This window comes from Pantoea sp. MBD-2R (assembly GCF_039134845.1).
Taxonomy (GTDB): Bacteria; Pseudomonadota; Gammaproteobacteria; order Enterobacterales; family Enterobacteriaceae; genus Erwinia.
Map to the genome: position 1 here is coordinate 2,593,929 of NZ_CP152417.1, position 14,471 is coordinate 2,608,399.

The window sequence follows — 14,471 nt, forward strand, 5'->3', positions numbered from 1 at the left end:
TTATCTCTTCCCGCCTTTTCAAAATGCCCTTTTTCACCCGTTTTTCCTCTGGTCACCCATCGCCCCTTTTCCTGAAAGCTCGCCGCGTTAAGTCGCTGTTTTAATTAATGCCGCTTTTCCGTTTTGTCAGACTAAACTTACCGTTGTGATTGCCGATAACCGATATTTGAATTCTGTGCTCGCGTTTCGCTTAAAGGATGGTTACTGATGCAGGTGTCCCAGGAAGCTTCCGGACAATTTCGCCGCAGGCGTTTAGTTATTGCTGCAGTGGTGGCCGCGTTGGTGCTCATCCTGACACTGGCCTTTCGTTTTGTGGAAGCGAAAAACCACATTGCGCTGCAATCACGGACGTTTGCCAGTGAGGCGATCCAACGCTTCGATCGGTTGTTTTCGCCTTTAGACGTGGCCGCCAATAATACGATGGGCCTTGTTGGGCTCCCTTGCGATCAGGTCCGCTTTCCCTTAGTTGAAAAGCTGGCCTCATTGCAAACCGTCCGCGCTATCGTACTGGTGCAGGATGATGTGATGTATTGCTCCAGCATTTTTGGCAGCAGCAATGTAAATTTCAGCACCGCCTATCCTGAACTGGCGGTCAATAACGAGCGCATGATGCTCAGCACTGATGACCATCTGCTGAAAGGTTCGCCTGTGCTGCTGTTATGGACGGCGCATGACACAGATAATCGTGCCGGGATCCTGCAAATCATTAATATTGAGATGATGAGCAATTATCTGCTGGAGCCAACGCTGCCGTGGGTTGAGCGAGCGGTATTTAATGTCGGTGAGCAGAGTCTGGAATATGGCAATCCGATGATTGAAAAAGCGCGGCCTTCAGAAGATGAAGTCAGCTATCAGGACGCCTCGTTACGCTACCCGTTCACCATTACGCTGTTTGGACCGGCTCCGGCGCAGCTGGCCTTAATGACGCTGCCTTCACAGCTTCCCCTGGCATTATTGCTCAGCCTGTTGACGGGCTATATTGTCTGGCTGGCAACAGCGAATCGCATGAGCCTTTCCTGGCAAATTATCTATGCCATCAATGCCCGTGAATTCAGGGTCTACTGCCAGCCGCTGATTAACGCCCGCACCGGCGGATGTGATGGTATTGAGCTGCTGTTACGCTGGCATAATGCTCGTCAGGGATGGGTTTCACCCGATCTGTTTATTCCCCTGGCCGAACGGCACAATTTAATCGCGCCACTGACGCGCTTTGTGCTCAGTGAAGTTGTCCGTCATCTACCCCTTCTGCCAGCCTGTTCGACCTTTCATATTGCAATCAACGTTGCCTCAAGCCATTTTCATCATCGGGAAATCATCAACGATTTACAGCAGCTTTGGTGGCCTGCCGAGCCTAAACCACAGCTCATTGTCGAGCTGACCGAGCGTGATGCCCTGCCCGAGATGGATCAGCGCGTGGTCACGCAACTGCATGATATCGGAGTAAAACTGGCTATTGATGACTTCGGCACCGGACACAGCTCGCTCTCTTATCTTAAAACGCTCAGCCCGGACGTCTTAAAGATCGACAAAGTGTTCACAGCCGCTATCGGTACGGATGCGATTAATGCCACGGTAACGGATATGGTGATTTCACTGGCCCAGCGTTTGAATATCAGCCTGGTTGCAGAAGGCGTGGAGACCGCGGAGCAGGCAGACTATTTGCGCGAGAAAGGCGTTGATGTGTTACAGGGGTATTTCTTTGCCCGTCCTATGCCGCTGGAAGATTTCCCGCACTGGCTGGAAGAGCGGCAAAACGCGAGCCGGGAAAACCCTGCTGAAAACGGATAAACCTGGCAGGGGCAGAGTGTATACCCTGCCAGGTATCAGCGCGTTACTGCTCTTCTTCGGCGTGAGGACGCTCCCGCGTAACCCGCACCAGATCGATACGGTAGTCGGTAGCTTCCAAAATCTGGAACTTCACTGGCGGTAGCTCAATCACTTCGCCTGGCTGGGGCAGCTGGCCTTTTTGCTCGATCAACAGACCGGCTAACGATGCGTGATCGTCTTCAGAATTAACCAGTACCTGCGTATCCAGCAGCTGCTGCAAAGAGTGCAAATCCGTGCCGCCTTTAACCAGCCATCCGTCGCCGTCCGCCACAATATCTGGCGTTTCATCTTCATCCGGGAATTCACCGGCAATGGCTTCCAGCACGTCCAGCGGGGTGATTAAGCCCTGCACAACGCCAAACTCGCTGGTGACCACCACAAAACTGCCTTTCGCCCGGCGCAACACGCCCAGCAGGTTAATCGGATCGAGCGTCTCAGGTACAATGATGGGTGGCGTGGCCGAAGCAAAAGCGGCAACATCGGCGCCCTGATCCAATGCCACCAGCAGCTCTTTCGCTCGCACTACACCGATAATTTCATCAAGCTCACCACGACATACCGGGAACAGGCTGTGAGGCGTATCAAGCAGCTGCAAGCGGACTTCATCTGTTGGACGCGTCGCATCAACCCAGGAAATTTCTCCGCGCGGCGTCATGATACTGCGAACCGAGCGCGAGGCCAGCGTCAGCACGCCGTTGATCATGTAGCGTTCTTCATCCTTAAAGGCTTCCTGTGGCAATATTTTTGCCATTTCCGTCCCTTCACTGCTGCTGCTTTCCTGGCTACGGCGGCCGCCCATCAGGCGTAAAATCGCTTCGGCCGTTCGCTCACGCATCGGCCTTCTGGCCTGATGACGCATAAAATTAACTCGCGCAATCTGGTTAAACAGCTCAATCAGGATGGAGAAGCCAATTGCCGCGTAGAGATAGCCTTTCGGAATATGGAAACCAAAACCTTCTGCTACCAGGCTAAGACCAATCATCAACAGGAAACTTAAACACAGCACAACGACTGTCGGATGCGCGTTAACAAAATTGGTTAAAGGCTTTGATGCCAGCAGCATAACGCCCATGGCAATAACAACCGCAGTCATCATGATTGCCAGGTTGTTTACCATCCCTACTGCGGTTATGACGGCATCCAGCGAGAAAACCGCATCCAGCACAACGATTTGGATCACTACAGCCCAGAAACTGGCGTAACCTTTGTTGCCGTCTCCGTTATGCTCCCGATTTTCCAGCCGTTCGTGGAGCTCCATCGTGGCTTTAAACAGCAGGAACAGTCCACCGATCAGCAAAATCAGATCGCGGCCCGAAAAAGCAAAATCGCCAACGCTGAACAGCGGACGCGTTAGCGTGACCATCCATGAGATGAGCGAGAGCAGCCCCAGGCGCATTACCAGCGCGAGAGACAGGCCGATCAATCGGGCCTTATCACGCTGTTTAGGCGGCAGCTTATCGGCAAGGATGGCGATGAACACCAGGTTATCGATGCCAAGGACGATCTCAAGGACGACCAGCGTCAGCAGACCTGCCCAAATTGAGGGGTCTAAAAGAAATTCCATCACAGACTCCGGAAAAAGGTACAGGAAGAGAAAGCCAGCGGTCGAATTAACACGCCAAGCAGGGCATTCAGAAGAACAGAAAATGTGCCGTTTAACGGCTGAAACGGGGAAAAACTGGCCGGGTGACCCGGGGGCATTAATGAGCGACTTCGGTGACAGTCCATAGGGAGGGCTGAGGCCCGTTACTCCTGTGTTAAATAAGGATCCCTACTGTAATCACACCGTTGACTGACGTCAAAATATTTTCTTACATTTACATTATCATGCATCATCCTGCGTCCAAAGATGATGCACATGCTGAATTTGCTTATTCCTGCCCGGCCTGGGAGGACTCTGCAATATCACGGGTTCGCTGCCATAAACGCAACGTGAAATCGGTTTCCACTGCAAATTCTGCGGTTGTCGCCAGTACGCCCCACACTTCCGGGCGCGCACGCCATGCGAAAGGCGTCATCTGGAGCAGAGCGGCTGACTCTTCGCTATTGAGCCGCATTGGATAATTCAGCGAATGCTCTTCAACCAGCGTAAAGCCGCCAAGCTGCTCAGGCGTTTCATCGTGCAGTTTAACCTGCTGATAAATCAGCTCTTTGAACTGAATTAGATGGCGTGGCCCGGGCGTAACGGTCAATACATAGCCTCGATCCTTAACCACTCGCGCCAGTTCTTCTGCCTTGCAGGGCGCGTAAATACGCAGTACAGCATCAAACTGGTTATCAGCGAAAGGCAAACGGTGGCTGGAGGCGACGCAAAACTTAACGTTATGGTAGCGCTTAGCGCCAAAGCGCACGGCCACTTTTGACACATCCAGCGCATGTACGTCAGCCGGGCCTTTTTCCTGCATCCGGTTAGCGACCGCATGCGTGTAATACCCTTCCCCACAGCCGATATCCAGCAGGCTTAAGGCGTCGCCTTCCAGTACACGCGCAAAGATATCGCACACTTTTTGCTGCAACGGCTGATAGTGACCGGCATCAAGAAACTCGCGCCGTGCCAGCATCATATCGGCACTGTCGCCCGGCTGTTTAGAGCGCTTATGCTGTACCGGCAGCAGATTAACATAGCCCTCTTTTGCCTGATCGAACTGATGCCGGTTTTCACAGCGCCATGAGGACGCTTGTGATGACAGGGGCTGATGGCAAAGGGGACACTGGTACGACATAACAACTCTCCGGCAATATTGAGGGCGGCAGTTTACCGGAAACCCAGGCGCTGCGGCAGTTTTTCTTCGCGTAACAGAAAAAGCCCTGCCATTTCTGGCAGGGCTTTAAAATTCAGATTCGTGCCTGATTACGCGAGGCAATAACAGGCTCAGATCGAAAATTAGATAGCGGTGACGTTCACAGCAGCAGGGCCTTTCTGGCCGTCCTGAATTTCGAACTCAACGTTCTGGCCTTCAGCCAGAGTTTTGAAGCCATTACCCTGGATTGCAGAGAAGTGTACGAACACATCTTTGCTGCCATCAGCTGGGGTGATGAAACCAAAACCTTTAGACTCGTTGAACCACTTAACCTGACCTTTAATCTTTGCCATTTTGCAAATTCCTTAGAGTGTTAATTCGCCCGAGGGCTTGACGTACAAAAAAATCAGAGACACAACTGCATGAGGCATAAATTAAGGCTCGGCAAGGAAGCGGTATTCAACGTAACGTCTTTACTCAGAACTTCTTTACTGAAGATGCCATACATAAACAGAACTGTACCCCGTTTTACCAAAAGCGTTATCACATATTCGTTTATTAATGGCAAGTCATTTTTAAACAGTGATAGAGATGCTGCACACAATTGAAACGGTAAGTCATGGATCGCACATTATGTATGGATTATCACAAGCGTTAATCGCAAACACCAAATAATGGTGGCCTGAATGCTTCTCAAAACTTAGCCCTATGTTAACCTGCCGGCGCACTGAAGTCCATTGCGCTTTAAAGGCTGGCTTCCATTGTCGGCTGAATTGATTGCAGAAATATGGCATAGCTTACTCAAAAAACTTCATTCAAAAATGGTATTCATTGCTTAAAGAAATGTCAGGCCTGACTGCACAAAAAGAAGCCTTTGGTTCAAAATGAAATTTAAATTGCACCAAAATCAGGAAAATGGTTTTTGCGTTGCCCCATTTATAAGCAAGACGGCCGTCTGCTTATTCCCGACCGAAGCATCAGTCATTTTGGATTAACGGCTCGTACCTCCATCTTTGGCAAGAGTTAAATTAAGCAATTTAGGACTATTCCTAATTAATATTATTTAGTGTAATTTTTGCACCAATTTTCCAGGCGCTGAAACGAATATCATCCAGCCCGGCGGCACGCATCGCCGCTGCTAACACGCGTGGAGGTTCATCAAGCGATTCATCAGCCAGCTCAAAGACTCCCCAGTGAATCGGAATAGTGAGCGGCTGCCCTAAATCGCGATGCAGCGAAACAGCCTGTGTCGGGTCCATGTGTTGCCCGCGCATAAACCATGTAGGAGCATAGGCCCCCACAGGCAACGCCGCAAGATTAAACGGGCCAAGGTTGCGTGGCACAGCAAGAAGGTTCTCGGAGTATCCGCTGTCACCTGTAAACCAGAAACTGAGGGCGGTATTTTTTATCACCCAACCACACCATAGTGAGCGATTACGATCTTTAAGGGTGCGCATACTCCAGTGGCGTGCAGGCACTGCATGCAGCGTTAACCCGGCTGCCTGGGTACTTTCCCACCAGTCCAGCTGCGTAACCTGCTTCGCGCCCCGCTTATCAAACCAGGGCTTCAGCCCCAGCGGCACGACAAACTGCACCTGCGGGAAACGATGAAGAATTTTTTTGATGGTAGGACGATCGAGGTGGTCGTAATGATTATGGGATATCAACACGCAATCGAGAGAGGGTAAATCAGCAATATTGAGGGCCGCTGGCGTTTTACGTTTAGGACCATAAAAACTCACTGGCGACGCTCGCTCCGAAAGTGCCGGGTCGATTAGCGTATATTTTCCCGCCGTTCGTAACAGCAGACAAGCATGTCCCAGCCACCAGACCGCATCATCATTACCCGATAAATCAGCACGCTGCCACCACTGCTGGATAAATTCATCGTAGCCGTGAGCTGGGGGAAAAGGTAAACCCTGCGCCTTACGCTCCTTGCGCCAGCGTTTAAGGTCGCCTTCTTTACGTAATTCAACCTCAGGGTTGCGGAACCCCTCAGGCGTGTGGTGTGCCTTTTGCGGATCGTACCAGGGATTTTGCCAGGCCATCTTTTTTCCTTATTTGAAGTATTAGCGCTCCGGGATCAAACGGGTAAAGTCTTTACTGCCCTCTTCGTCAGACGCTGTTTTTTCTTTCCCGGCCACTGCCTCAGCGAGCCGCATCAGCAACGCATTCTGCCGCTTCTGTTCTTCCAGCAGCGCTTCAAGTAAACGAACCTGCTCATTGGCTCGTACGCTGGCACGGTTGATAAAAAACCAGGCAAGCAGCCCAACAATGATTAATCCAACGATGAAGCCTAAGGACGCCATCCCCATCGCACCGCTTGCTAACTCATTCATCACGACCTCAAAATTTTATGATTACCGGCCTTTTATCGCGGCCAGGGAAGATTTTACCGGCTCAGGCTTAAATTGACAGCCGCCATGCGTAAAATTCAGAACCTTCACGCAGGCGATTTAGAGATAGTTGTGTATGCTTCACTCGTAATGCGTAACGCATCGTAAAAACGTAGTAGCGTGATGGCAGACAGCGTGGAAGTAAAACAGGAAGCTGTCTCTAACAAAAAAGGAGAAAGGATGAAATTTTTAGTGCGTATTGTTGCCTTACTGATCGTGGTCTGGCTTGGCCTGCTGGTAACAGGCTATGGCGTACTGGCAGGCAGCGCTGAGAACGTGGCGGGTATGGGGTTGCAGTGTCAGTATCTGACAGCACACGGCATGACTACCGCTCAGTATCTGCATAGCGATAGCGGCATTGTTGGCGTTACAGATTGCCCGTTACTGAAAAAAATTACAAAAGTTGTCGATAACTGATGTAAAAAAGGCCAGTTTTATACTGGCCTGCTTGTTCAGAAAGGCCAGTCGCGATAGCCCATCTGCTCGGAAATAATGCGTGCAGAGTGGTGCAACATTTTGACGTAGCTACTTTTCTCTTCTTCAGAGAAGCGGATTGTCGGGAAGGAGATGCTCAGTCCGGCAATCACCACGCCGAAACGATCGAATACCGGTACCGCAATACATCGCAGCCCTTCTTCCTGCTCTTCATTGTCCTCGCCAAACCCTTGCGAACGCACCTTATCCAGCTCTGGCAGAAGCGCACTGATGCTGGTTAGAGTACGTGAGGTACTGCGCTCAAACGCCACTTCTGCGAGGATCTGCTCGACTTCTCCACGATCGCGCCAGGCCAGTAAAACTTTCCCAATCGCCGTGCTGTAAAGAGGATTACGGCGACCTATGCGTGAATACATACGCAGGTTATAGAGGGAATCTATCTTGTGAATGTAGACAATGCTGTCTTCTTCCAGCGCGCCCAAATGAATGGTTTCTTTCGTCAGTCGGGATATTTCACGCATTTGCACGTCTGCGCTACGAATCAAATCAACGTTTTGCAGCGCTTTTGCTCCCAGCTCAAACAGCTTTAGCGTCAGGCTGTATTTTTCGCTATCGCCTTCCTGAGAAACGTATCCAAGAGATTTCATCGTCTGCAAGAAACGGTAGACGGTACTTTTAGACATCATGACCCGCTGGGACAGCTCGGTAATACCTTGCGCCCTCTCCTCACCCAGCGCCTTTAAGATGCCGAACACTTTCAGCACCGAAGAGACTGAATCAGGCTGTTTATCCATATCATCCTTCGCCATCATCTAACCTTTATTGTTTTATAAAAAATGGAACACTATTTCTATTATAGATTTTTCGCCGTCGGTGGCGCAACGCTCAGCGTAATAACTTCGACACATTTACTGATGATTAATGTTAACCAAAAATGGCATAGTTATTAAAAAATCATTAGCATAGTGATATTCACTCTTCTGACTACTTTTCCCCATGCCGATAACACCTCCACAAGATGGTTTGCCCATTCCACAGCGTTATGGCGCAATTCTCGCGATTGCGCTTGGCATCACTGTTGCTGTTCTTGACGGTGCCATCGCCAACGTTGCTTTGCCTACGATTGCCCGTGAACTGCATGCCAGCCCGGCAGAATCAATCTGGATCGTCAATGCTTATCAGCTGGCGATTATCGTTTCCCTGCTTTCGTTATCTTTTTTGGGGGATATCCTCGGCTACCGACGTATCTATCAGGCCGGCCTGGTGTTATTTACCTGTACCTCACTGTTCTGCGCCCTGTCCGGCTCGCTAGAGATGCTGACTTTTGCCCGCGTGCTACAGGGTTTTGGCGGCGCAGCTTTGATGAGCGTTAATACAGCACTGATCAGAATTATCTACCCGCAGCGCTATCTGGGCCGGGGCATGGGGATTAACTCGCTGATTGTTGCGGTATCAACCGCAGCCGGCCCGACCGTGGCAGCGGCGATCCTTTCTGTTGCATCGTGGAAATGGCTGTTTTTGATCAATGTGCCGGTTTGCCTGGCGGCGCTTTACCTTGCGCTGCGTTTTTTACCGGATAATCAGCAGAAAGCGCAGGAGCAGCGGTTCGACGTGCCCAGCGCCATAATGAACGCGCTAACCTTCGGTCTGATGATTTCGGCGCTTAGCGGTTTCGCTCAGGGTCAGAGCGGCAAGCTGATTCTGGCAGAAGTTGTCGCGCTGGTTATCGTTGGCGCCGTGTTTATCCGCCGCCAGCTGCGTTTACCTTTTCCGCTTTTCCCGGTGGATTTACTGCGCATCCCTGTCTTTTCACTGTCACTGGGCACATCGGTCTGTTCATTCTGCGCACAGATGCTGGCAATGGTTTCACTGCCCTTTTTCCTGCAAACCGTTCTGCATCGCAGCGAAGTGGCAACCGGACTGTTATTAACGCCGTGGCCGCTTGCCACCATGGTGATGGCGCCGATTGCCGGAAGATTGATTGAGCGCTTTCATGCCGGGCTGCTAGGTGCGGTTGGACTGACTGTTTTTGCCCTCGGACTGTTTGCCCTGGCGCTGCTGCCTGCCACACCCGGTGATGGTGATATAATCTGGCGAATGATCCTGTGCGGTGCAGGCTTTGGCCTGTTTCAGTCGCCCAATAACCATACGATTATCACTTCCGCGCCCCGCCATCGTAGCGGCGGAGCCAGCGGGATGTTAGGAACCGCGCGCCTGCTGGGGCAAACCAGCGGCGCAGCGCTGGTCGCGTTGATGTTTAATCTGTTTGATGCGCGTGGTACTCACGCTTCCCTGCTGCTCGCGGGCTGTTTCTCGACGGTGGCCGCAATCGTGAGTGCAGTTCGTATGACTCAGCCGCGCGCCTGATTTATCTGGCATGAATAACCAAAATTCAGACGTAAAAAAACCGGGCCTGCTGCTGAATATTCAGCCACAGACCCGGTTAGCGTTGATACCTGACGGTTATTTCAGATACTGTCCGCTGCGCAGTGCTTCAATGCGCTTATCCAGCGGCGGATGCGACATAAACAGTTCGCTCAACGATTTCGATTTACCGTTGATGCAGAAGGCCATCATGGTGCTGGCTTCCTGCGGCTCGTAGCTGGTTTTCAGACGCTGCAACGCGGCAATCATCTTCTCACGCCCGACCAGTCTGGCCGATCCGGCATCCGCGTGGAATTCACGGTGACGTGAGAACCACATGGTAATGATGCTGGCCACAATACCGAAGACCAGCTCCAGCACCATCGACACGACAAAATAGACCATCGGATTACCGTTGTTGCTTTCCCCTTCCTCACGATCGCCTGACAGAAAGCCTGCGGCGATCTGCGCAAGAATGCGGGAAATAAAGATAACAAAGGTGTTCACGATCCCCTGAATCAGCGTCATCGTCACCATATCACCATTCGCGATATGGCTGATTTCATGCGCCAGCACGGCTTCCGCCTCGTCGCGGCTCATGTTCTGTAACAGTCCCGTAGAGATCGCCACCAGCGAAGCATCGCGACGGGCACCGGTGGCAAAGGCATTGATATCCGGGGCGTGATAAATCGCCACCTGCGGCATCGCGATGCCTGCCTGCTGAGACTGTTGCGCAATGGTCTGCATCAGCCAGCGTTCTGTTTCGTTACGCGGCTGTTCAATGACTTCACCGCCAACGGAACGCAACGCCATCCATTTGGACATCAGCAGTGAAACAAACGCACCGCCGAAGCCAAACAGGCCTGCCATAATCATCAGACCCTGAACGCTGCTTGACTGGATCCCTGTCAGACTGAGGATCAGCCCAAAAACCAACATCACTCCCAGGTTGGTCAACAGGAAAAGCGCAATACGCATCATAAAATTTCATCTTCCTCGGTTAAAATAGGCGTGTAGCGGATACCTATCCTATGGGCGCGGCAAAACATTTCAAGCGCTGGTTTGTTTTAAGTGTCTAAAAAGACATAACTTTACATTTTGTCGCACTTTCTGACGCCGCAGAGTCAGCGGTTGTCAGTTTGCTGTCAATATATGTTGGCTATAGCGGAGTATGAAAAGTCTGCGGATAAAAAAAACACCCCGTCAGCGTCATGCTGACAGGGTGTAGAGGGCTAACAACGCGCTGGCCGTTTAGTTTGCCGAGGCCTGCGTTTTTTCAAGCTGGGCTAAGTCGTTGGCAATATCCACCGTTTCGTCCAGGTAAGGATCCGGCTCTTTGTAATCCTTTGGCAGATCTTCAAGCTTCGCCAGTGGTTTTTTGCCTTCACGCTGGAAACGCGCGTTAATACGCTCCAGGCGCAGCGCATCATCTTCACGGTTCTCTTTCTCGCGCTCTGCCAGATTGAGGGAAATGATATTGCGCTTATCTTTCATCGCGTTAAAGCGGGCAATGTCTTTCAGGATGTACTGGAATTCAATATCTTTCGCAATACGATCCTGATGCTGCTTCAGCAGCTGCGGCTCTAACGGTTTCAGATCGCCGGTTTTCGTGTAGGAAGCAGCGTTGATGCTGTCCCACGGCAGTGCGTTATCCTCAAACTTCTCACCGGTTTCTACCGCTTCCACGCCGGTTGGCATCAGCAGATCGGGCGTCACGCCTTTACGCTGAGTACTGCCGCCGTTGACGCGATAGAACTTCTGGATGGTGTAAGTAATGGATCCTAACGCAGGCCATTCCGGACGCAGCATCTGATCGTAGATGCGGTTCAGGGAACGGTACTGCTGCACGGTGCCTTTACCAAAGGTTGGCTCGCCCACAATCAGTGCGCGTCCGTAATCCTGCATCGCCGCGGCAAAAATTTCCGATGCCGATGCGCTGAAGCGGTCAACTAACACAACCAGCGGACCTTTGTAGTAAACAATGCCGTCCGTATCGCTGTCTTCGCGCACTTTGCCGTTATTATCACGCACCTGCACGACCGGGCCAGACGGAATAAACAGGCCGGATAGCGAAACGGCTTCGGTTAGTGCGCCGCCCCCGTTGGTGCGCAGATCGATCACCACGCTGTCGACGTTCTGTTTTTGCAGTTTCTGTAGCTGCACTTTTACGTCGTCAGTCAGACCAACGTAGAAACCAGGAATGTCGAGCACGCCAACTTTTTGTTTGCCAACATTGTGCACGGTCATTTTTACCGCACGGTCTTCCAGGCGAATTTTTTCACGCGTCAGGCTGACAATACGGGTTTTCGTTCCCTTGCCTGCTGGCAGAATTTCCAGTCTGACTTTGCTGCCTTTCGGCCCTTTAATCTGTGCAACAACATCGTCAAGACGCCAGCCGATGACGTCAACAACGGGTTTGCCCGGCTGACCCACACCGACGATACGATCGCCAACGGTGATGTTTTTGCTTTTCGCCGCCGGACCACCGGCTACCATGGAATTGATCACGGTATAATCATCATCCATCTGCAATACCGCGCCGATCCCTTCCAGAGAGAGGCTCATTTCCGTATTGAACTGGTCGGTGTTGCGCGGAGAAAGATAGCTGGTGTGCGGATCGATTTCACGAGCAAAGGCGGTCATGGCCAGCTGGAAAACGTCTTCGCTGTTGCTTTGCGCCAGACGGCGGATGGCGAACTGGTAACGCTTGGTCAGAACCTCGCGGATCTCTTTTTCTTCTTTACCGGTAAGCTTGAGGCTCAGTTCGTCATATTTGACTTTGGCATCCCACAGCTTATCCAGTTCGGCGGTGGTTTTTGGCCACGGAGCCTTACTGCGGTCGATATCGATCGACTCGTTCCCGGAGAAATTCATTGGCTTGTTCAGCACCGACAGCGCGTAGTGATAGCGCTCGAAGCGGCGTTTTTGTGCCAGGTTATATAAATCATAAAACACGTCCAGCTGGCCCGATTTTAACTCGTCGCCTAACGTGGTTTTTTTCTGAGCATACTGCTCAACGTCTGAAGCCAGCATGACATTGTGGCTGTAGTCCAGCAGATTGAGATAGCGCGCGAAAATCTTCGCGGAGAAATCTTTATCCAAATCAAACTGGCGATAATGCGAACGGGTGAAGCGCGAACTAACACGCTCGCTTACCGTCGCATGCTGCGGTTCCTGATGAAGCTGGGGGATCTGATCGGCACGCGTAATGGTATCGGCAGCGAAAACGTTCCCGGCAAACAGCAGTCCGGCGATAACGGTGGTTTTAAAAAAGTTGTTCATGCCCTGATTGGCCTCCGTATCAGAACTGCAAGTGTTCTGCGCGTACTATCATTGCCAGGCCGGAAGCCAACTGTACCCGGACGCCATCTTTGGTGATCTCAAGAATGGTTGCATCCATCGCACCTTTGCCCGCGGTGACTTTGATATTCTGACCCACTTGCAATGCTGCGGTATCGGTAACGGGTTTGGTAGGTTGTGGCTGACGCTCTTTAGCAGGAGCGCTGCCAGCATTACGCTGTGGTTTACTGCGAGCCGGTTTAGACTGTTCGCCTTCAGCAGATGCTTTACGCACCGGCTTACGAGGACGACGAGGGGCAGTATCGGTACCCGCTTCGCGTTTTTTCGCCTGCTGCTGTTCGCGCTGTGCCTGAACACGCGCTTTCGCCTCTTCGAGCTGCTTACGAGCATGTTCGACATGCTGCTCGTCGAGAACACCGCAGGCGTTGCCATCCAGGTCAACGCGGATGGCACCCGCTTTGATGCCATACAAATAGCGCCAGCTAGAAGTATACAGGCGCAGTGCGGAACGAAGCTGAGTTTTACTCAGGCTCATTTCACCCTGCACACGTTCGACTAAATCCTGAAAGATTCCGATTTTAAGCGGTCGTGCTTCGCCTTCGGCACTGAAGCATTGTGGGAAACGCTCCGCCAGAAAGGCGATAACTTCTTTGCTGCTATTCAACTTGGGTTGATTTTCCATGAAATTTCCTGATTACAACGGGTTTGCCAATCAGCGCAGGCATGAACAGGCGTCATTATAATGACACCATCGGCAAATGCTACGTGATCCAGCACTTTAGCTGCGTTTCATGTGAATAAATTTTTCCACGTCAGAGCCAGCAAGCACTTCGCTCAGCCCTTCAACAAGGATTGCCAGACCAGCTTCGTCTTCACTGTCGAAGCGATTATAGGTCACGCTGTCGATGTCCAGCACGCCAATTGTCTGGCCGTTAACCACCAGCGGCAGAACAATTTCAGCGTTGCTGGCGGCATCGCAGGCGATATGGCCAGGAAAAGCATGGACGTCATCAACGCGCTGAATAGCGCTTTCGGCTACCGCTGTACCGCACACGCCTTTACCTACCGGGATTCGGACGCAGGCGATTTTGCCCTGAAACGGCCCCAGGACCAGCGTATTTTCTTCGGTTAACAGATAAAAACCCGCCCAGTTCACGCCTTCCAGACGTTCGTACAATAATGCGCTACAGTTACCCATGGCAGCAAGGAAGCTCGTTTCGCCAGCGAGAAGTGCGCGTAAATCACGGTTGAGGTCCGAGTAAAATTCTGTCTTAGTCATTTTTTAACCATTATGAAAACAATTGGCGAAGTCACTGGACTTCGCCGGAGAAAATAAGCATTAAATGTCCAGACGGACAAGGTGAAACATACCACAGGTTAATATAACCTAGCGGTTCTGGAGTTTTAA

The 14,471-nt window shown here is 51.5% G+C and carries 13 protein-coding genes; 3 read left to right on the forward strand and 10 right to left on the reverse strand.

From position 1 onward, the window contains the following. Nucleotides 1–207: 207 nt before the first annotated feature. Nucleotides 208–1,788, forward strand: a complete 1,581-nt coding sequence (locus AAGQ96_RS11905) for an EAL domain-containing protein (RefSeq protein ID WP_342753643.1) — start codon at nucleotides 208–210, stop codon at nucleotides 1,786–1,788. A gap of 43 nt (nucleotides 1,789–1,831) precedes the next feature. Here AAGQ96_RS11905 and AAGQ96_RS11910 read toward each other — a convergent pair whose 3' ends face one another. The 5 genes from AAGQ96_RS11910 to AAGQ96_RS11930 all read right to left on the reverse strand — a co-directional run bounded on the left by AAGQ96_RS11910 (nucleotide 1,832) and on the right by AAGQ96_RS11930 (nucleotide 6,907). Continuing rightward, the gene (locus AAGQ96_RS11910) at nucleotides 1,832–3,391 is read right to left on the reverse strand and encodes a TerC family protein (protein ID WP_342753644.1); all 1,560 of its coding nucleotides are present in this window, start codon (nucleotides 3,389–3,391) and stop codon (nucleotides 1,832–1,834) included. Between the two features lie 307 nt (nucleotides 3,392–3,698). Continuing rightward, a complete protein-coding gene (gene rlmA / locus AAGQ96_RS11915) occupies nucleotides 3,699–4,550 on the reverse strand; it encodes a 23S rRNA (guanine(745)-N(1))-methyltransferase (protein WP_342753645.1) in 852 nt (283 codons plus the stop codon). A 161-nt stretch (nucleotides 4,551–4,711) separates the two neighbouring features. After that, nucleotides 4,712–4,921 carry a transcription antiterminator/RNA stability regulator CspE gene (gene cspE / locus AAGQ96_RS11920; protein ID WP_001062678.1) on the reverse strand — a complete coding sequence of 70 codons (210 nt, stop codon included), beginning with the start codon at nucleotides 4,919–4,921 and terminating at the stop codon, nucleotides 4,712–4,714. Between the two features lie 696 nt (nucleotides 4,922–5,617). Beyond that, nucleotides 5,618–6,616, reverse strand: a complete 999-nt coding sequence (locus AAGQ96_RS11925; RefSeq protein ID WP_342753646.1) for an MBL fold metallo-hydrolase — start codon at nucleotides 6,614–6,616, stop codon at nucleotides 5,618–5,620. Between the two features lie 21 nt (nucleotides 6,617–6,637). Continuing rightward, a complete protein-coding gene (locus AAGQ96_RS11930) occupies nucleotides 6,638–6,907 on the reverse strand; it encodes a YebO family protein (protein WP_147198356.1) in 270 nt (89 codons plus the stop codon). 237 nt (nucleotides 6,908–7,144) lie between these two features. Between AAGQ96_RS11930 and AAGQ96_RS11935 the strand changes: the two genes are divergently transcribed. Continuing rightward, nucleotides 7,145–7,381 (forward strand): YobH family protein, encoded by a 237-nt coding sequence (locus tag AAGQ96_RS11935; protein ID WP_342753648.1) that lies wholly within the window; start codon nucleotides 7,145–7,147, stop codon nucleotides 7,379–7,381. A gap of 35 nt (nucleotides 7,382–7,416) precedes the next feature. On the opposite strand, the gene kdgR is transcribed toward AAGQ96_RS11935, so the two are convergent. Beyond that, nucleotides 7,417–8,208, reverse strand: coding sequence for a DNA-binding transcriptional regulator KdgR (gene kdgR, locus AAGQ96_RS11940; protein WP_147198358.1), 792 nt, complete (start codon nucleotides 8,206–8,208; stop codon nucleotides 7,417–7,419). A gap of 187 nt (nucleotides 8,209–8,395) precedes the next feature. On the opposite strand from kdgR, the gene AAGQ96_RS11945 reads away from it, so the two are divergent. Then, nucleotides 8,396–9,766, forward strand: coding sequence for an MFS transporter (locus AAGQ96_RS11945; protein ID WP_342753649.1), 1,371 nt, complete (start codon nucleotides 8,396–8,398; stop codon nucleotides 9,764–9,766). Nucleotides 9,767–9,862: 96 nt separating this feature from the next. Here AAGQ96_RS11945 and htpX read toward each other — a convergent pair whose 3' ends face one another. The 4 genes from htpX to AAGQ96_RS11965 form a co-directional block, all read right to left on the reverse strand. Beyond that, nucleotides 9,863–10,744 carry a protease HtpX gene (gene htpX / locus AAGQ96_RS11950; RefSeq protein ID WP_342753650.1) on the reverse strand — a complete coding sequence of 294 codons (882 nt, stop codon included), beginning with the start codon at nucleotides 10,742–10,744 and terminating at the stop codon, nucleotides 9,863–9,865. Nucleotides 10,745–11,014: 270 nt separating this feature from the next. Then, nucleotides 11,015–13,045 carry a carboxy terminal-processing peptidase gene (gene prc, locus AAGQ96_RS11955; protein ID WP_147198361.1) on the reverse strand — a complete coding sequence of 677 codons (2,031 nt, stop codon included), beginning with the start codon at nucleotides 13,043–13,045 and terminating at the stop codon, nucleotides 11,015–11,017. Between the two features lie 19 nt (nucleotides 13,046–13,064). Continuing rightward, complete coding sequence (gene proQ, locus AAGQ96_RS11960) at nucleotides 13,065–13,745, reverse strand: RNA chaperone ProQ (protein WP_147198362.1); 681 nt, start codon at nucleotides 13,743–13,745, stop codon at nucleotides 13,065–13,067. A gap of 96 nt (nucleotides 13,746–13,841) precedes the next feature. Then, nucleotides 13,842–14,342 (reverse strand): GAF domain-containing protein, encoded by a 501-nt coding sequence (locus AAGQ96_RS11965; RefSeq protein ID WP_147198363.1) that lies wholly within the window; start codon nucleotides 14,340–14,342, stop codon nucleotides 13,842–13,844. Nucleotides 14,343–14,471 lie beyond the last annotated feature (129 nt).